The organism is Rhizobium sp. Leaf384 (assembly GCF_001424065.1).
Lineage (GTDB): Bacteria > Pseudomonadota > Alphaproteobacteria > Rhizobiales > Rhizobiaceae > Ferranicluibacter.
Genome location: NZ_LMQE01000001.1, coordinates 666,235 through 683,265, shown reverse-complemented (window position 1 = coordinate 683,265; position 17,031 = coordinate 666,235). Strand labels below are relative to the sequence as shown.

Below are 17,031 nucleotides of genomic sequence, written 5' to 3'. Positions count from 1 at the left end.
CTGGTCCCTCCAACGTGCTGGAAACATGGTTAACGCCTGGTAAATATCCTGCATTGGCGCGGTCAGCCGCAGCGTCGTGCCGGTCCATCTGGCCGTACTGCGCATCCGTAACGCCCTGTCATGGTTTGTGACATCCCGGTCACAGGCGGGTCGGATCGTTTCGCCGCGTCGCGCGTTATAACGGGCCAAACGCATTTCCGCCCTATCTCGGGTCGATGTCCGTATCTCGTTCTGACAGGAGAAAATCATGAACAAATCCCTCGCCAGCATCGTCTGCGCTGCAGCCATGGCATCCGGCACCCTCCCGATCATGGCCGCCGACCTCGCCCCCGCACAGTCCTATTCCGACTCCGGCGCCCGCAACGGCGTGAAGATCGGCTATCTCGATTGCACCATTGCCGGGGGTGCCGGCTATGTTCTCGGCTCGTCGAAGGAGGTCAATTGCGCCTTCAAGTCGACCATCGACGGCGAACCCGTGGACGATTACTCCGGCGCCATGCGCAAGCTCGGCATCGACCTCGGCTTCACCACCGAAGGCCGCCTGATCTGGGCCGTCCTCGCACCGACCGCCGGCTATCACCACGGCTCGCTGGCCGGTCTCTACCAGGGGGCGTCCGCGGAAGCCACGGTCGGTCTCGGCGTCGGCGCCAATGTTCTGACCGGCGGCACGTCGGGTTCGATCCACCTGCAGCTCCTGAGCCTTCAGGGTCAGGTCGGCCTGAACATCGCCGCAACGGGCACGTCGATGACGTTGACCTCGGTTAACTGATCGCCTGAGAAACGGTAAACGAAAAAAGCGCGTGGCCTAGGCCACGCGCTTTTTTCATGCCTTGAGGTCGGGCGACGGCGAGGCGTCGACCGACGCCTTACGCGCGGCGGAGCCGGTCGAGAACGCGGGGAAGCGCCTGTGCGAGCGCATTCATTTCGGCCTCCGGACCCGCACTGACACGGATGCAACGATTGAGCGGCGCGGCGCCCGGCATGCGGATGAAGACGCCGGCCTCATCCATCAATCCATCCACGATGGCCCGCGCAAAGGCCGCATCGCGGCCGCAGTCGATCGCGACGAAGTTCGTCGCCGAGGGCAGCGCCTTCAGGCCGGCCGTCTCGGCAATGCGGGCGATGGTCGCGCGCGCGGCGGCGATCCGTTCAATCACGGTCTGCAGATAGGCCTGATCCCTGAGGGCGGCCTGCGCCGCTGCCGTCCCGATGCGGTTCATCCCGAAATGATTGCGGATCTTGTCGAAGGCGGCGGCCGTGCCCGGCGTGGAGATGGCATAGCCGACGCGCGCGCCGGCAAGGCCATAGGCTTTCGAGAACGTCCGCGTCCGGATGATGTTCGGCCGGTCGATAAGGGCCGAGAGCGCAGGCAGCGTGCCGTCCGGTGCCGTCTCGCCATAGGCTTCGTCGAGCACGAGCAACGTCGTTTCCGGCAGCGCGCGCGCGAAATCCAGCACGCTGTCGGCATCCCACCAGCTGCCCATCGGATTGTCGGGATTGGCGAGGTAGACGAGCGGCGCATCCTCGCGGCGCACGGCCTCGAGCAAGCCTGCGAGGTTTTCCCGATCGTCGCCATCATAGGGCACGGTCACCAGTCGCCCGCCATGGCCGGCGACATGGAAGTTGAAGGTGGGGTAGCCGCCGAGCGAGGTAACCACGGGCATGCCGGGCTCGATCACCAGGCGCACGATCTGGCCGAGGAGCCCGTCGATGCCTTCGCCGATGGCCAGATGGTCGGCGCCCACGCCGAGATGCCGGGCGAGCGCCTGCTTCAGGTCGAAATTTTCCGGATCATTGTATTTCCAGACGTCCGAAAGTGCGGCTGTCATGGCGGCCACTGCGACCGGGGAGGGGCCAAAGCCGCTTTCGTTCGCCCCGATTCGTGCCGTCAGCCGGGCATGGCGCTGCCGCTCGATGGCTTCCGGCCCGACGAAGGGCACGGTTGCGGGAAGGGAGCGGGCAAGCGGCGTGAAGCGGGCAAAAGCTGACATGTCGGGGTCCGATGGTGACGACGGTTCGCCACCCTAGCGTCTGCCGGGGAAAGCAGGCAACCGCTTTCCCCGATGCACCGACGAAGCGCAAAGGAATACAAGGCCATCGACGCGGCGCCGACGTGCCGCCGCACGCGCCTCAGACCGAGGCGTCGCCGAGCCAGCGAACGGCCATCAGGCCGCAGGCAGCGCCAAGGGCAGTGAGGAAGGTGCCCCAGATCATGTCCACCATGCTGAGGAGGGCCGGCCAGTTCCGCAGGGTGGAAAGGTTGGTGATATCGTAGGTGCCGTACGCGGCGAGCCCGAGCACCGCGCCATAGCCGATCGCCGTCAGCAGCGAACCTGCCCGGAGCCCCGGAAGGACGGCGAGGATGACGATGGCGGCGGCGAAGAACAGGTAGAACACCGCCGCGACGGCGAGGTTCGGCTGCGGCGACATGAGGTCGCCCAGCTGGTCGCGATAAAAGGTCCGCGCCACTACGCCCAGCCAAACGGCGTCGACGACGAGGAAGGAGAGGAGGGTACCGGCATAGGCAATCAGATAGGTCTTCATCGTCGCGCTCCTGTTTGACACGTCTACGGAGGCGAACCGCAACCGGATTACCGCGCGTCGTGTCGGGAAGAGCGCTTAACGCGTGGCAATGCCGTTGTGGGCGAAATCCATGCGGATCAACTGGCGGATGAACTCCGGCGTCAACTGCATGTTGAAGCGGACGCCGAGCTCCGAGCCGATCCGGTGCACCACCGTGCTGCCGATCTCTTCGGGAAAGCCGATGATTTCCACGAAGAAATGCTGCGGCAAGGAGACGGCCGGATTGAAATCGATCATGGCGCCACCGATCGAGATATGCCGCAGGAGCCCGTTATATTTCGTCTTGGGCTTCAGATGCTGGCCGACCACGAGAATGCGGCAGGGACGCTCGACGAAAAAGTGCTTGTAGGTTGCACTTGTCTGCCCCGGACGGGCCTCCGCCCTGTGCATGATCATGGACATGGGATTGCTCCGGTAAAGGGTCGCTCGGTCGTTCCCGATCTCTAGGCTTTCAGCCTTGTTTCAACCTTGTCACCCCCGGACGTCAAGCGGGGACGTCAGGCCGGCATGAAGCGGGCGCATCAATCCGCCCCGATCGTCCTGTCCGCCGACGCAACCCGGCATCCGCGCCGCCGTTTTGGAAGATCGTCGCGGCAAAGACCAAATAGCCCTTGATCCCCACGTGGATTGATCCTATCAGGGGCCTCGACGGAGAGGTGGCCGAGTGGTCGAAGGCGCTCCCCTGCTAAGGGAGTATACCCGGAAGGGTATCGTGGGTTCGAATCCCATCTTCTCCGCCATTTTTCTCCCTGATTCATACGTTTTCCTCTTTGAATGTCTCCGTTTGGGCGTTTGCATCCCGGCCTCATATTCTGATTGCCTCCGACAGAGGTGGGGAAGGACGCTGGAGGCTGCGGTCAGACGTGCGTCCGTCTGTTCCGGGGTGCCGATGACCAATGTTGCGACGAAGAGCGCCGCTTTGCCCCGTCACGTCCCGTTGATGTGGGCGACGAGCCCGCAACCATGTGCCGGAACTCCATGATGAGCGCTAGCCGTTTCCTTCGCAATGCCAGCGCGACCTTGCGAATCAACATCGGCCATACGCCGCTTGGAAGGGCAGCTACGGCCGCCGTCGTGCAGACGGCAATCGATGACGGGCTGGCGAAGTCCTACGGCTATTTCGGCCTGGGCGCGGTCGAGGACGGGGTCACGTCCTCTCAGTTCTCCCGGCTTCTCGATGCCCTGCAGTCCGGTTTCGTGGTCGACCTCGAGGGGCTGACGTTCAACTTCGACGGCGACCTCCGGCCATCGACCGGCTCGTTCAAGGGCCTCATGAACGGCAGGCTGAAGCTGGGCACACCCGGCGCGGTTCACAGAGCGCTTTTCCTGCGCGACCAAGCCGGCTTCGTCCTGCGCAAGATCGAGGTCATCGGGACCGGTGTCTATACGTCGGGCGATATTGAAAACCACGGCCTGATCTGGATCGACGGTTCGTCGGATTTCGATGTTGTGGAGGCAAAGGCGTCGAAGGGTGGGCCGGGGAACGGTATCGCTGTCCTGAGTTGTGACGCATTTTCGATCCGCTCGCCGCAGGTGCGTGATCTGAACTACGATCTGCCGGTCGCAACGGATGATGTCATCAACGGCATTCGCGTGAACAATTGCAAGCAGTTTAGCGTGACCGACCCGCGCGTGATGGATTTTACCGGGAAGATTGCCGGGTCAGCGAGCAAGCGTTTTACGCGTGGTCTGGCGCTGGCTGGAAACTCCCGGTTTACCGTCATCGGCGGTATGAACAGGAACGTGGATCAGGGCATCGACCTGACAGGGAGCGTCGGGAACCGACATTTCGTCATTGGGAATCATGTTTCCTACCAGAACGATACTTGGGGGTTCAAATGCGCGAACACCGCGCAAGAGGGGTCGATCCTGGGGTGTACATCGATATTGGCCGGTGGAGCCGGATTTGTGATTTCACCGGCAAGCGAGCCTTCCATCGCCGCAGCCAACGAGACCCAGAACCTGCGCATTTCTGATTGCCGGGCGATCAATCCTGGCGGGTCGCCGGCCTTCGGCAACTGGGCCGGTCTTGCCATCATTGCAGGACACAACAAGCCTGACTATCCACAAGGCATTCGGGTCGATCACTTCACCGCCATCGACGATCGTGGTGCCGGGGCATTGATGCGCTACGGAGCCGTCAACGAAATCCCGCACCCGGGCGTCGTCGGCTTCCGCCGAAACACGATCTCCGGTCTAGAGAGCCAGGGGCACACCATCGCTCCGCAGCAGGGGTTTCACGAGCTCTCCGTGCGTGCCATCGGCGAAGACGTCGCGTCCATCGCCGACAGCACGTGGACGTCTGTCGACTACAGTGCTCCGGACATCGAAGACAGCTCCGCCATGCACAACCCGGCGTCGAACGCGGATACGGTCTTCATCTGGGAAGACGGGGTCTATTCCATCGCAGGGAACGTCGTCTTCGCTCCTGACCCGAAGGGCATGCGGGGAGCGCGTCTTCAAGCCTCAGGCGAGGTTATGGCCGGATCGACCGAGCTCATCGCCGCGATTGCAACCGCAGGCACGGAAACCTCCGTGCAGACGAGCGCCACAATTCGTCTTTCGGCGGGCCGGTACATCAAGCTCGAGTGCTTCCAAAACCGGGGATCGGCTTTGAACATCCATCGTGCCGCGTCGAGGCTTGCGGTACGAAAAATCGCGGACTGAATGCCGTCGGACGTTGACGACGGCGTGACCGTGCCCCCGACGACGCCCCCTGCTGCCTATCCAAGCCTTTTTCCGGCGTCTCCATCTCTCATCTGACGGAAAGTTTATCGGGGGAGCGATGGCTTCGGCGGGCGGCATCCCCATCTCCACGGGAGTTCGACAGCCTTTTCGTCCCTGGTGGCGGGGGCAGCAAGCCACGAAGGAGACTTTCATGAGCACCGCGCTCGGGCCCTATGTGCAGATGGTCAAGCTCGCCCAGCATATGGCGTCGGCCTATCAGGCGGACGGGAACCTCGATCTGGAGCCGCTGGTGTCGCATTATGTCGAGGAGGTCGAGGTCAATGTGCGTTCGGACGCCTTCGATCATCAGGGGTTCATCGACAGGATCCGCGACGCGTTGTCGGTCGAATCGCTGCAGGCGGGCGATTGCCGGCGCGGCACCTATCTGCGGGCGGTCGTTCGCGAGCTCGATGCCTGCGCGGCCGCGTCCGACGGGCCGTTCCGATAAGGATGGGCCCGGTCTCGGCCGAAGGGTGCGCACGCGTGGCGCGGGAAGCAGGCGCTCAAACCGCTTGAAGGACGGATCGTTCGGGGCGCGACGTCGCGGATCACGGCCCGGGGCCGGGCGGAGAAGCACGCGCCGCGGACGCCCCCCGCAATTTCCCCGGTGTCGTGAGCTTTCCCAGCGACGGGCGGCATATGAGGTGCTAACGTCGGCTAATGGTTCTCTTCTCGGTTCACCACAAGACGTCCTATCGTTACAAGCGGCCGGTGGGCTTTGGCGAACACCGGCTGATGTTCCGCCCGCGCGACAGTTTCGACCAGAGGCTGCTCGAGGCCTCGCTGCATGTCTCGCCCGAACCGAGCTATGTTCGCTGGATCCACGATGTGTTCGGCAATTGCGTGGCGCTGGTGGGTTTTGAAAAGCCGGCGCGCGAGCTGACCTTCGAGACGCTGATCCGGCTGGAACACACGCCGCATGTGCCGATCGATTTCGAGATCGACGAGGAGGCGCGCACCTATCCGTTCGCCTATGATCCCGAAGAGGCATTTGATCTCGAGCAGACGATGAAGCGGCATTGCCCGGATCCGGAGGATCAGGTGGGCAAATGGGCGCGCCAGTTCGTGCGCGTCGGCCGGCCGACGGAAACCGGGCATCTCCTGATGACGCTCTGCTACGCGATCCGCGAAGGCTTCGTGTATGCGCGCCGGCAGGAACATGGCACGCAGCAGCCTCTGGAGACCTTGCGCCTGCGCAAGGGAACATGCCGCGATTTCGCGCTTCTCATGATGGAGGCCGCCCGCTCGCTCGGTCTCGCGGCCCGTTTCGTCACGGGCTACATCTATGTGCCGAGCCGCGATGGGCAGGTGACGCTCGGCGGCGGATCGACCCATGCCTGGTGCCAGGTCTATCTGCCGGGGGCAGGGTGGGTGGAGTTCGATCCGACCAACGGGATCGTCGGCAACCGGGACCTGATCCGCGTCGGCGTCGCGCGCACGCCGCGACAGGCGGTGCCGCTGTCGGGAAGCTACGACGGCAAGAAGGGGGATTTCGACAGTATGACGGTGCAGGTCAACGTTATCAGCGAGGCCCTGCACCCGGCCGTGGCGCAGCCCGCAAATGTCAACGCGCATCCCGAAGGTTCGAAACCCGAAACGCTCGACACGCCGGAGCCCGCGCAACCATCCGCATCGCACGCTTTCTCCCGCCCCGCATGACCCTCCCGTCACTCCACACCGAAGGATAGAGCATTTGAAGATCAAAGCCGGGTTCCACATCAGCTATGAATGCCAACACGACACCGCCATGCTGCTGGTGCTCAACATTCATCCTTCCAGGCGCGTGGACCTGCTGACGGATCAGGTTCTGCAGTTCGACCGGCCGATCGAGGCCTGGGAATATGTCGATGGCTTCGGCAACAGCTGCAGCCGGATCGTCGCCCCGGCCGGGATCACGACGCTCTCCACCACGTTCGAGATCTACGACAGCGGCCAGCCGGACCTCATCCCGCATGACGCCGTGCAGCACTCCATCAAGGATCTGCCCGACGACGTGCTCGTCTTCCTGCTCGGCAGCCGGTATTGCGACACCGATCGTCTCTCGAACTTCGCATGGCAGACGTTTTCCCACACGCCGCCCGGCTGGCCGCGCGTGGCGGCGATCCTCGACTTCGTCCACAACCACATCCGCTTCGACTATATGAAGGCCGATTCGACGCGATCGGCCTTTGGCGGCTTTACGGAGCAGGTCGGCGTGTGTCGCGACTTCGCGCATCTGGCGATCACGCTCTGCCGGGCGATGAACATTCCGGCGCGCTATTGCACCGGCTATCTCGGCGATATCGGCGTGCCGATCGATGTCAATCCGATGGATTTCAGTGCCTGGTTCGAGGTCTATCTCGGCGGCCACTGGCACACCGCCGACGCCCGGCACAACAAGCCGCGGATCGGCCGCATTCTCATGGCGACCGGCCGCGATGCGACGGACGTCGCCTTGTCCACCGCGTTCGGCCCGGCGACCCTCGTTCGCTTCGACGTGGTGACGGACGAGATCGTGCAGGACGGCAGCCAATAGGCTGCGCCTCCACGACATCGGCTTGCCGCAGCGGCATCCGCCATTCCGCGCGGCGGATGGTTCGGCAGGCCACAGCCTTTCTTTTTCTCTAAAGCGCGTTGCGTGAAAAAGGGTTCACGCAACGCGGTTTGACGCATGTCATCTCCCGAAACCGCTGCACATTTTCGTGCGAGATGCATTAGCACGGCGGCGCCGAGGGCGCCTGTTGCGGCATGCGCCTGGCTTTGGCGGCGGCGGCAGAGGTCTTGTTCGCGCGCTCCAGCACCGGGACACACAGATCGAGATCGTGCGAGGCGAGGTGCGCATAGCGCATCGTCATCTGCAGCGTCTGGTGACCAAGCCACATCTGGACCCGGCGGATATCGATGCCGCCGCGGACGAGCCGCGACGCGCAGGTATGCCGCAGCACATGCGGCACGAGATCGGGATCGTCGAGAAAACCGGCGTCCAGCTTGGCAAGCTTCCACACCGTGCGGAACTGCTGCTGATCGATGCCGGAGAACGGCCCGAGACCGCGCGAGGTGGCATGACCGACGGCCTTGCGGGCACGCGTCGTCAGGGGAACGGAACGGCTGCGGCCGGATTTGGTGATCCAGAAGGTGGCCATGGAGCCCTGCAGGTCGTTCCAGCGCAGACCGAGCGCTTCGCCGAGCCGCGCGCCGCTGTCCACCAGGAAGATGCAGAGCCGCCGATAGAGGTCGTTGCGCGCGCCGATCGCGGCAAAGAGGCGCGCCTCCTCGTCATGCTCCAGGAAGCGGACGCGGCCGGCGCGCTCCTTCTGGCGGGTGAAATCGGGCAGGACGGAGATGTCGCCCATCTTGTGTGCCTTGCGCAGGAGCTTGCTCAGCGCCGACATTTTGCGGTTGATCGTGGCACTGCTGTTGCCGCGCTTGCGCAGCGCATTCACCAGGCGGTCGAGCATGTCCTGGGAGAAGCCGCCAAACTCTTTGTCCGCCATCATGTCGTAGAGGTCGTGGATGAAGGCGACGACATTGGCCTTGTGCTTGCCGCCCTCCCACAGCGTGTCGCCATAGCGATCGAGAAGCGTGACGAGGGTATGCGTGGCCGGCGGCTCGAAATCGCATCCCGTCCGCAGGGTGTAGGACAGGCCGGAAAACGAACCGGCGCCATAGGTGTCCGCCGGAAAGGACTTGCCGCTGATATCCATGTATGCCGTCTCCAATGATGCGCCGGAAGGCGGCGCCGATGCAGGTCTTGTCGGCGCGGCGAAACAGCCGCGCAGAACGGTGGACGCAGGTCCGCATTCTCGGCACCGCAGGTCGATGCAGAGGGTGTGAACAGAGAAGCGCGATGGCTTCGAGGTCTCGAGAGCCGGACCAAGGCGAAACGCCCCGATCCCCGTGTATGGTATATGCCTTATACAGAGCATACTTATTTTCAAAATTCCAAAACCACAAGGCCCGCAGTTCGCGAGAACTGCAGGCTTTATGATTTTGGTGTCAGACCTTCAGATCGAAGGTCTGACGACGTTGCGGTAGCGGGACTTAGAAGTCGCGCTGCAGACGAAGGAAGCCGGTCCAGTTGTCGTCGTCGACGCCAGCGGGGGTCTTGTCATAATCAACCTTGGTGTAGTTGACCGTCGCCAGTGTCTTCAGGCCATCGGTGATCAGGTATTCTGCGGTCAGGCCGGCCGTCCAGGCATCGTCGTTGCTGAAGCCAACAGCCGTTCCGCCGAATGCCTTCTGGTCGACGTTTCCATAGTACTGAACGCCGGGAGTGATCTTCAGCTTTTCAGATGCCTTGAGGGCATAGGCGGCTGCGACAGACCACTCAGACTTTGACCAATACGCGCTGGGATCCGTTGCGTAGACGCCTGCGATCTCGAGCGAGCCCGGACCGACTTCTGCCGTTACCACACCCTTGAAGGCGGCTTCGTCGACATCGAAGTCGTAAGACCCGATGACGAGTGCCTTGACACCGCCGACGGTGCCGAGCAGCAGAGCGGATGTGCCGAGATCGTTGTTGCTGGAACGGTTCTGGGCAGGCTGCTTGCGAAGATCTTCGATCGCAACACCGGCGGAGAAAGCGCCGCCGTCATAGGTGTAGCGTGCAGAGTTGACGAGATTGCCGCCCAGGCTACCTGTCTCGCCGGCAATGCCGTACTGGTCCCACCAGTTGTAGAAGTAGCCGACGTCGAAGCCTGCAAGATTGATCCAGGCGCCATCGAGAGCCACGCCGCCGAGACCGCGCGTGCCGTCGGTCTTGCCGTACTGCTTGTCCGTATCGGCCTGAAGGTTGATGTAGGCGGTCAGCGCGCCCAGATCGGTGTCGCTCTTGGCGGCGAACGTCAGGTAGCCCTGGGTGTAGGACTGCCAGTTGCTCGCGTTGCCGTCGGCGAAGTTGACCTGCGTACGAACACGGCCACCGATCTTGAGGCAGGTTTCCGTGCCGGGGATGTAGAAGTAGCCCGCGCCGAAAGCGTCGCAGACGCGGACGTATTCCATTGCTTCCGGTTCAGCAGCGACGATGGCGTCGGCAGCGTGTGCGCCGGATACTGCTGCGAGAGCGGCAGCGGAGCCGAGAAGGGACTGACAAGGCCTGGAGATTGTGGCGCGCGAGAGCGGTGCGCCTGGAGTGCCCATCCGCCACCGGCCGCACGCGCCCGACCGGTCCGTTCGTTCCGTGAACGCCAAGATCCGGAAACGATTCTCGTCGGGAATCATCCGCCGCAACCGATTCTCGGCTGTGCACGAACCGCGTTGTGAATACGGACGCGGCCAGGAGAGGGGCGACGAAGCAGGGGATGGATCGCGGGCAGGCCGGCCAACAGCCGCTGTTTTGCCACGATTCTCACCAGTTTCAGGCAAGCTTCGGCCAACCTAAGCCATTCTCAACAAACAATTTTCTTAAGAGCTTGTTAAGAGTTGAGCGCCCGAATGGCCATTTTGTGTCGTTTCAGCAACAGGACATGCGGAAGGGCCGACGAAAGGGTGCGCGATCGCAAGTTGGTGATTGCGCCATCGGCCGCGTCAGGTATTTTCAAATCCAGAAGCAAGGGCGGTTGATCGCCAACTTCTGAAGTGTTGGGGATGGGGCAGGGAACGCTGTCCTTCAGCAAAATACCCAGACCCGTTTTAAACTTTTGACTGGAGGTCAGAAATGAACATTAAGAGCCTTCTTCTCGGCTCCGCTGCCGCTCTCGCAGCAGTATCCGGCGCACACGCTGCCGACGCCATCGTCGGCACGGGCTACTTTTACATCCCCGGCACGGAAACCTGCCTCAAGATCGGTGGTTACGTTCGTACCCAGCTCGAAATCAACGATGACGGCTTCGGCATCCGCAACAACGGCGACGTAAACGCTTACAGCCGCGGTTACCTGACGATCGAAGCGAAGAACGACACCGAATTCGGCGCTCTGTCTTCCTACATCAACATCCAGGCTGACGCTGACGGCGACACCTTCCTCGACGGCGCATGGATCAACATCGCTGGCTTCGACGTCGGTTACTTCTACAGCTGGTGGGACGACGGCCTGTCTGGCGAAACCGACTCGCTCGACTCTTCGTTCGGCGCTCTGCAGAACTCGGCTCGTTACACCTACGACGGCGGTTCTTTCCTCGCTGGCGTTTCGGTTGAAGAAATCGAAGGCGGTTCCTACCCGACCAACAACGACCCGAACGACAGCCTCGGCGTTTCCGGCAAGCTCGGCGCAACGATCGCTGGCTTCAACATCTACGGCCTCGCTTCCTACGACTTCGACGCTGAAGAAGCTGCTTTCCGCATCCTCGCAACGGCTGAACTCGGCCCGGGCACGCTCGGCATCGCTGGCGAATACGCCACCGACCCGAACTACTACTACGACCGTTCGGAGTGGACCGTTGCTGCTGAATACGCAATCAAGGCAACCGAGAAGTTCACGATCACCCCGGCCGCTCAGTACTTCGGTAACGTTCGCGTAGGCAACGAGTTCTCGAACGAAGATGCATGGCGCGTTGGTGTAACCGCTGGCTACCAGATCACGACTGGCCTGCGCACGCTCGCAACCGTCAACTACACGGACAGCGACGAATCGCTCCCGGGCGACCAGAAGGACTGGACGGGCTTCCTCCGTCTGCAGCGCGACTTCTAATATCACTTGACCTCACGGTCATTGATGGAAAACCCGGCAGCGATGCCGGGTTTTTTCGTTTTCGAACCACGCCTATTGATCGGGCCACCGTCTCGCCGTCCCGGCGCGTGTCTCGGCTCCGTCGCTTCTTGATGCATGCCGCCCGAAACTGTGCAGCGGTTTCGGGAAACGACATGCATCACAACAAGACCTTGAAGCGCGTTGCGTGAATCCCTTTTTCACGCAACGCGCTTTAGTCGAGCGTCGCGAGGAAGGCCTTGATCGGCCCGATGACGTCGGGAAGATGGAGGAGGGGAGCGTGGCCCTGGCCCGCAACCGTCAGCGCGTGCAGTGCCGGATGTCTCCGGCCCATGGCCGCGACCGTCTCTCCAGACAACAACGTCGAGGTCTCGCCCCGGATCACCATCAGCGGACGATCCCGCAGCCGGTCGAAAAGCGGCCAGAGATCGGCAAGCCGCGTTTCAGCCGAGAGCTCGAGAAGCGGAGCGACCAGCGCAGGGTCGAAATCCGCTCGGATCACGCCGTCTGCCTCACGATAGAGGCTCCGCGCCATCTCGTCCCAGTCCGAAGGTTGAAGGGCCGGAAAGGCGGGTCCGTGCAACATCTTCAGCGCCGTGGCCGCGGCACGCCATGAGGGATAGCGGCCTTCCGCAGTCAGAGAGCGGGCGATCGCCAGCAATCCGTCGATCTCGATGACCGGGCCGATGTCGTTGAGGATGTTGGCGCGAGCGAGATCCGGCGCCATGCCGGGCAGGAGATGCAGGATCAGGCCGCCCCGCGATGTGCCGACGAAGATCGCCGCGTCGATATCGAGGGCGCTGCAGACCTCGAGAACATCGCTGGCCTCGACCGCAAGCTGGTAACGGCTCGGGTCCGGATCCCAGGCGGATCGGCCACGACCGCGATAGTCGATGCACACGATACGACGCGGCTTTACCGGATCGCTCGAGACCGCCTTGGCAAAGCCGTGAAAATCGCGCGAATTTCGGCTGAGGCCGGGGAGACAGATGACCGGGAGGAGGGCGCTGTCCCGGGCATGACCCGCGGCGGCCGGATACTCGGCTGCAAAAATCGTCAACCCGTCCCGGACCCGGATGACATGCTCGATGATTCCGGTCTTGTCCCTGAGCCTGTCCAACAGCCTGTCCTCCGCCCGACGACGCGCAGTCGCGCGTCTCTTCTTATAGCGGTGTGAGGGGACGATGGCGAGGCGGGGGAGAAAGCGGACGGACGACGAACACGCGTCGACGGAAGGGTCAGGAGGACTGGCGACCCATTCTCAGATCCTCAACGATATCGGCCTCCTGTCCGAGCCGAGATTTATAGACCTGATAGTTTTCCATCACCCGCTGCACGTAGTTGCGGGTTTCCGCGAAGGGAATCCGCTCGATCCAGTCCACGACCTCGTCGATGGATTTGCCGCGTGGATCGCCATAGCGGCCGATCCACTCTGGCACGCGACGCGGGCCGGCATTGTAGGCGATAAAGGTCAGGATATAGGAGCCGCCGAAATCGTTGATTTGTTCGCCGAGATAATGTGCCCCGAGGGTCGCATTGTATCCGGCATCCGTCGTCAGCCGTTCCTTGGAATAGGGAATGCCGTGACGGCTCGCGACGAGCTTCGCCGTCGTCGGCAGGATCTGGAGCAGCCCACGGGCGTTGGCCGGGGAGACGGCGGCGGGGTTGAACGCACTTTCCTGACGCGCGATGGCATAGGCAAGGGCCTTGCCGGAGCCGGAGATATTGGCTGTGCCGGGGATGACGCCCAGCGGGAAGGCCAACGCCGCGACATCGACGCCGCGGCCGAAGGCAAGTTTGCCGACCTGCAGCGCAAGACTGTGCGTACGCGTCTTTTCCGCGCGGGCCGACAGGATGGCAAGTTCGCCCGGACTGGTCAGATTGTCGGCCAGCGCCAGATAGAGCCCGTCTGCCCGCCACCCGTGACCGGCGGCTTCCAGCCGGGCGATGGCGCGCACAGCTTCGCGGCTCTCGAACCGCGTGCGGTCGTCGGCCGTCGGGCTCGGATAGGTCACATTGAGCGTCTTGCGCCCGAGCTTCGCGCCGGCAAGCTGCCCGTAGAACGTGCCCGAAAGGGCCGCCGCCTTGGCATAATAGGTTTTCGCCTGGCCGGGTCCGCCCTTTTCGGCGGCACGGCCGAGCCAGTAGTAGGCCCGCGAAACCGAAATCGGACGGTTGGACGCTTTCAAAATGCGCTGGAAATGGGCAGCCGCCGTTTGTCCGTCCTGAAGACCGCGCAAAGCGTACCAGCCGGCGTGGAACTCCGCGTCCACGACATCGGCGGCATCCGTGGCGACATGCGCGGCGGCGACCCGGTAGGCACCGCGAAAATCGCCCGAATCGGCAAGGCCGCGGCTGATGATGCGCTGCTCGACCCACCATTCTCCGCTATCGACGAGACGGTCTGGGTCTTTCGGCAGCTGCAGCAGAAGCTTTGCGGCTGCGTCGTATTTTTCCTGTTTGCGCAGTTGTTCGATCCGCACGAACAGAAAAGCCGGATCGCCGCGCCAGGACGGATCGACGGCCGCGATCAGAGCATCGGCATTCGCGGCCTTCTTCGACGTGGCGAGCCAGGCTCGATACAGTGACTGCGCCTTGCCGAGATCGCTGAAGCGCGTCGCCTGCTCGAAGCGCCCGCGATAGAGCAGCATTTCCATGCGGCGCTTGTGGTCGGCCGTGGTCAGCAGCGTCGGAAACTCCGCAAGAACCTTCGTCTCGGTGGCAGCATCCAGCGCTTTCGTTGCCCAGAGCGCGCGTATCAGGCCCGCCGCCTGACGCGGATCGCCCTTGGCCACCAGCGCCCGTGCGAGGATGAGAGACCCTTCCCACGTCTCCGGCGGGGTGTTGCCGAAGGCCGCGAGCACGTCCCTGGAGGGCGGATTTTCCCGGTAGAGGGCCCGTTCCGAGCTCGCCCTGAGCCCGCCGAGGCCGGGCCAGCCCTTCAGTTCCTGCTGGGCCCGCGCGATCTCGTAGGAGGGGATGCCCTTCTGCGTCGATTGGGCGATCGCCCAGGTGAGAATGTGTCGGTCGAGCGTCTCGTCCCCCATGGCGTCGCGCACGGCGATGGCACGAACGGGATCACGGTTCGTCAGTGCGTCGAGACCGGTCTTGAGAGCCTCGACGGAGGCGGGAACGACGCTGCGCGGAATGGCGCCGGTGATGCCCCCGTCGGTCATGCCCCCATTCATGCCGGTAAAGGCGGCAGGCGCACGCGGAACCGGCACGAACGCCTCCGCAGCGGACGCAACCGAGGTGGGCCGCGACAGGGGAAGGGGCACGCCTGCGGTTTCCGCCAGCGCGCCGAGCGGAATGACCAGCGTGCCGAGGCCAAGCGCGGAAACGCTCAGGGCGGCGACCAGAGTTCGAGGGATGGCACCACGCATGAAAACTTTCCCGCCCATGATCGACCGTACGCCGCTTTGCAATCCTACCTCATTTGGCAATCGAGATGCTAATGAAAGGTTAAGCCGGCCCCCGATCCCGCGTTTGCCCGGAAACGTGATCGCGAAAGACCTGAACATATCGGCGCTAACCGCTTGAACCCCCGGCCGTCTCATCCGTTTCCGTCTCTCCTGCGCCGTCAGTCAATGCTTGCCGCCGGAGGTCGGGACGATTAAGGTGCCGGCGATTTTCTAACCGTGAAATGCGGCCGAAGCATGGGTTTCCGATGCCCGCGCGCCGTCAGGAGTCGTGCATGTTCAAGGGGTCCATTCCCGCTCTCGTCACCCCGTTCACACCGACGGGCTCCGTGGATGAAGACGCATTCGTCGATCACGTCCAGTGGGTGATTTCCGAGGGCAGCCATGGTGTCGTTCCCGTGGGGACGACGGGCGAGTCCCCCACGCTCTCGCACGCTGAGCACAAACGCGTCGTCGAACTCTGCATCGAGGCCGCCGGTCGCCGCGTCCCCGTGATCGCCGGTGCGGGGTCGAACAACACCCGCGAAGCCATCGAGCTTGCGCAGCATGCGGAGAAGGCCGGCGCCGACGGTATCCTCGTCGTCACACCTTATTATAACAAGCCGACGCAGAAGGGGCTTTTTGCCCATTTTTCGGCGATCGCCGAGGCTGTCCGGCTCCCGATCGTGATCTACAACATTCCCGGCCGCTCCGTCATCGACATGACTCCGGAAACGATGGGCGCCCTGCGCAAGGCGCATCCGTCGATCGTCGGCGTCAAGGACGCGACGGGCAAGATCGAGCGCGTGTCCGAGCAGCGCATCACTTGCGGTGCGGATTTCGTGCAGCTGTCCGGCGAGGATGCGACGGCGCTCGGCTTCAATGCGCATGGTGGCGTCGGCTGCATCTCGGTCACCGCCAATGTGGCGCCGCGCCTGAGCGCCGCCTTCCAGAATGCGACCCGTGCCGGCGATTTTGCCAAGGCACTCGACTACCAGGACCAGCTGATGCCCCTGCACAAGGCGATTTTCATGGAGCCCGGCGTCTGCGGTTCGAAATTTGCCCTTCACCGGCTTCGCGGCATGAGCCGTCAGGTCCGTTCCCCGCTCATGTCGTCGCTTGAGCCGGCCACCGAGAGCGCGATCGACGCGGCGCTTGTCCATGCAGGGCTGTTGAACTGATGGCCCCGAAGGGCAGCGAGCGCACCGTTCGCAAGATCGTCGCCGAAAACCGCAAGGCGCGCTACAATTACGAGATCCTCGACACGTACGAGGCGGGCCTCGTGCTGACCGGAACCGAGGTCAAGTCGCTGCGCGAGGGAAAGGCCAACATCGCCGAGTCCTATGCGACCGACGAGGGCGGCGAGATGTGGCTGATCAATTCCTATCTGCCGGAATACCTCCAGGCCAACCGCTTCAACCACGAGCCGCGCCGGCGCCGCAAGCTTCTCCTGTCGAAGCGGGAGGTCAACCGGCTGCAGGGCGCCGTCAACCGTGAAGGCATGTCGCTGATCCCGTTGAAGATCTATTTCAACGATCAGGGGCGGGCCAAGCTGGAGCTGGCACTCGGCAAGGGCAAGAAGCTGCACGATAAGCGGGAAAGCGAAAAAGAGCGCGACTGGAACCGCCAGAAGAGCCGCCTGCTGAAGGACGGCTGACACGGCGACATCCTCGCCCCGTCATGCGCCTTGCCTTTGAC

The 17,031-nt window shown here is 63.2% G+C and carries 14 protein-coding genes, 1 tRNA gene and 1 pseudogene; 9 read left to right on the top strand and 7 right to left on the bottom strand.

The window, feature by feature from the left end; translation table 11 throughout:
* Positions 1–247 precede the first annotated feature (247 nt).
* Entirely contained in the window at positions 248–769 is a 522-nt protein-coding gene (locus ASG25_RS03235; protein WP_062469160.1) for a DUF992 domain-containing protein, read from the top strand.
* Between the two features lie 97 nt (positions 770–866).
* Here the strand turns inward: ASG25_RS03235 and ASG25_RS03230 are convergent, their stop codons facing one another.
* From ASG25_RS03230 to ASG25_RS03220, 3 genes are all read right to left on the bottom strand, one after another.
* The gene (locus ASG25_RS03230) at positions 867–1,991 is read right to left on the bottom strand and encodes a pyridoxal phosphate-dependent aminotransferase (RefSeq protein WP_062469157.1); all 1,125 of its coding nucleotides are present in this window, start codon (positions 1,989–1,991) and stop codon (positions 867–869) included.
* Between the two features lie 139 nt (positions 1,992–2,130).
* Positions 2,131–2,544: a DUF2177 family protein gene (locus ASG25_RS03225; RefSeq protein ID WP_062469156.1), complete on the bottom strand. Its 414-nt coding sequence runs from the start codon at positions 2,542–2,544 to the stop codon at positions 2,131–2,133.
* Between the two features lie 75 nt (positions 2,545–2,619).
* Positions 2,620–2,985: a PilZ domain-containing protein gene (locus ASG25_RS03220; protein WP_062469155.1), complete on the bottom strand. Its 366-nt coding sequence runs from the start codon at positions 2,983–2,985 to the stop codon at positions 2,620–2,622.
* A 248-nt stretch (positions 2,986–3,233) separates the two neighbouring features.
* Here ASG25_RS03220 and ASG25_RS03215 point away from each other — a divergent pair.
* From ASG25_RS03215 to ASG25_RS03195, 5 genes and pseudogenes are all read left to right on the top strand, one after another.
* A tRNA-Ser gene (locus ASG25_RS03215) sits at positions 3,234–3,323 on the top strand.
* A gap of 532 nt (positions 3,324–3,855) precedes the next feature.
* A complete protein-coding gene (locus tag ASG25_RS03210) occupies positions 3,856–5,250 on the top strand; it encodes a hypothetical protein (protein WP_156379726.1) in 1,395 nt (464 codons plus the stop codon).
* A 211-nt stretch (positions 5,251–5,461) separates the two neighbouring features.
* Complete coding sequence (locus tag ASG25_RS03205) at positions 5,462–5,758, top strand: hypothetical protein (RefSeq protein WP_062469152.1); 297 nt, start codon at positions 5,462–5,464, stop codon at positions 5,756–5,758.
* Positions 5,759–5,970: 212 nt separating this feature from the next.
* Positions 5,971–6,837, top strand: a pseudogene (locus tag ASG25_RS03200) (transglutaminase family protein); the annotation flags it as partial.
* Positions 6,838–7,003: 166 nt separating this feature from the next.
* Positions 7,004–7,825 (top strand): transglutaminase family protein, encoded by an 822-nt coding sequence (locus ASG25_RS03195; protein ID WP_062469149.1) that lies wholly within the window; start codon positions 7,004–7,006, stop codon positions 7,823–7,825.
* Between the two features lie 178 nt (positions 7,826–8,003).
* On the opposite strand, the gene ASG25_RS03190 is transcribed toward ASG25_RS03195, so the two are convergent.
* Together ASG25_RS03190 and ASG25_RS03185 are read right to left on the bottom strand one after the other, a co-directional pair.
* Positions 8,004–8,993, bottom strand: a complete 990-nt coding sequence (locus ASG25_RS03190) for a site-specific integrase (protein WP_062469146.1) — start codon at positions 8,991–8,993, stop codon at positions 8,004–8,006.
* Between the two features lie 337 nt (positions 8,994–9,330).
* Complete coding sequence (locus ASG25_RS03185; RefSeq protein ID WP_062472026.1) at positions 9,331–10,428, bottom strand: porin; 1,098 nt, start codon at positions 10,426–10,428, stop codon at positions 9,331–9,333.
* Positions 10,429–10,945: 517 nt separating this feature from the next.
* Here ASG25_RS03185 and ASG25_RS03175 point away from each other — a divergent pair.
* A complete protein-coding gene (locus tag ASG25_RS03175) occupies positions 10,946–11,917 on the top strand; it encodes a porin (protein ID WP_062469140.1) in 972 nt (323 codons plus the stop codon).
* 232 nt (positions 11,918–12,149) lie between these two features.
* Here ASG25_RS03175 and ASG25_RS03170 read toward each other — a convergent pair whose 3' ends face one another.
* Positions 12,150–13,055: an alpha/beta hydrolase gene (locus tag ASG25_RS03170; protein WP_062469136.1), complete on the bottom strand. Its 906-nt coding sequence runs from the start codon at positions 13,053–13,055 to the stop codon at positions 12,150–12,152.
* 118 nt (positions 13,056–13,173) lie between these two features.
* Positions 13,174–15,318: a lytic transglycosylase domain-containing protein gene (locus ASG25_RS03165; protein ID WP_062469133.1), complete on the bottom strand. Its 2,145-nt coding sequence runs from the start codon at positions 15,316–15,318 to the stop codon at positions 13,174–13,176.
* A 311-nt stretch (positions 15,319–15,629) separates the two neighbouring features.
* On the opposite strand from ASG25_RS03165, the gene dapA reads away from it, so the two are divergent.
* Complete coding sequence (gene dapA / locus ASG25_RS03160; RefSeq protein ID WP_062469130.1) at positions 15,630–16,514, top strand: 4-hydroxy-tetrahydrodipicolinate synthase; 885 nt, start codon at positions 15,630–15,632, stop codon at positions 16,512–16,514.
* A complete protein-coding gene (gene smpB / locus ASG25_RS03155; protein ID WP_062469127.1) occupies positions 16,514–16,990 on the top strand; it encodes an SsrA-binding protein SmpB in 477 nt (158 codons plus the stop codon). The genes dapA and smpB overlap by 1 nt, the downstream gene beginning before the upstream one ends.
* Positions 16,991–17,031 lie beyond the last annotated feature (41 nt).

What these genes read in the sequence shown, in the direction of transcription:
- ASG25_RS03165 (WP_062469133.1), bottom strand. Translation starts at nt 15,318, where the DNA reads ATGCGTGGTGCCATCCCTCGAACTCTGGTCGCCGCCCTGAGCGTTTCC.
- smpB (WP_062469127.1), top strand. Translation starts at nt 16,514, where the DNA reads ATGGCCCCGAAGGGCAGCGAGCGCACCGTTCGCAAGATCGTCGCCGAA.
- ASG25_RS03235 (WP_062469160.1), top strand. Translation starts at nt 248, where the DNA reads ATGAACAAATCCCTCGCCAGCATCGTCTGCGCTGCAGCCATGGCATCC.
- ASG25_RS03185 (WP_062472026.1), bottom strand. Translation starts at nt 10,428, where the DNA reads ATGGGCACTCCAGGCGCACCGCTCTCGCGCGCCACAATCTCCAGGCCT.
- ASG25_RS03205 (WP_062469152.1), top strand. Translation starts at nt 5,462, where the DNA reads ATGAGCACCGCGCTCGGGCCCTATGTGCAGATGGTCAAGCTCGCCCAG.
- ASG25_RS03225 (WP_062469156.1), bottom strand. Translation starts at nt 2,544, where the DNA reads ATGAAGACCTATCTGATTGCCTATGCCGGTACCCTCCTCTCCTTCCTC.
- dapA (WP_062469130.1), top strand. Translation starts at nt 15,630, where the DNA reads ATGTTCAAGGGGTCCATTCCCGCTCTCGTCACCCCGTTCACACCGACG.
- ASG25_RS03175 (WP_062469140.1), top strand. Translation starts at nt 10,946, where the DNA reads ATGAACATTAAGAGCCTTCTTCTCGGCTCCGCTGCCGCTCTCGCAGCA.
- ASG25_RS03220 (WP_062469155.1), bottom strand. Translation starts at nt 2,985, where the DNA reads ATGTCCATGATCATGCACAGGGCGGAGGCCCGTCCGGGGCAGACAAGT.
- ASG25_RS03230 (WP_062469157.1), bottom strand. Translation starts at nt 1,991, where the DNA reads ATGTCAGCTTTTGCCCGCTTCACGCCGCTTGCCCGCTCCCTTCCCGCA.
- ASG25_RS03210 (WP_156379726.1), top strand. Translation starts at nt 3,856, where the DNA reads ATGAACGGCAGGCTGAAGCTGGGCACACCCGGCGCGGTTCACAGAGCG.
- ASG25_RS03190 (WP_062469146.1), bottom strand. Translation starts at nt 8,993, where the DNA reads ATGGATATCAGCGGCAAGTCCTTTCCGGCGGACACCTATGGCGCCGGT.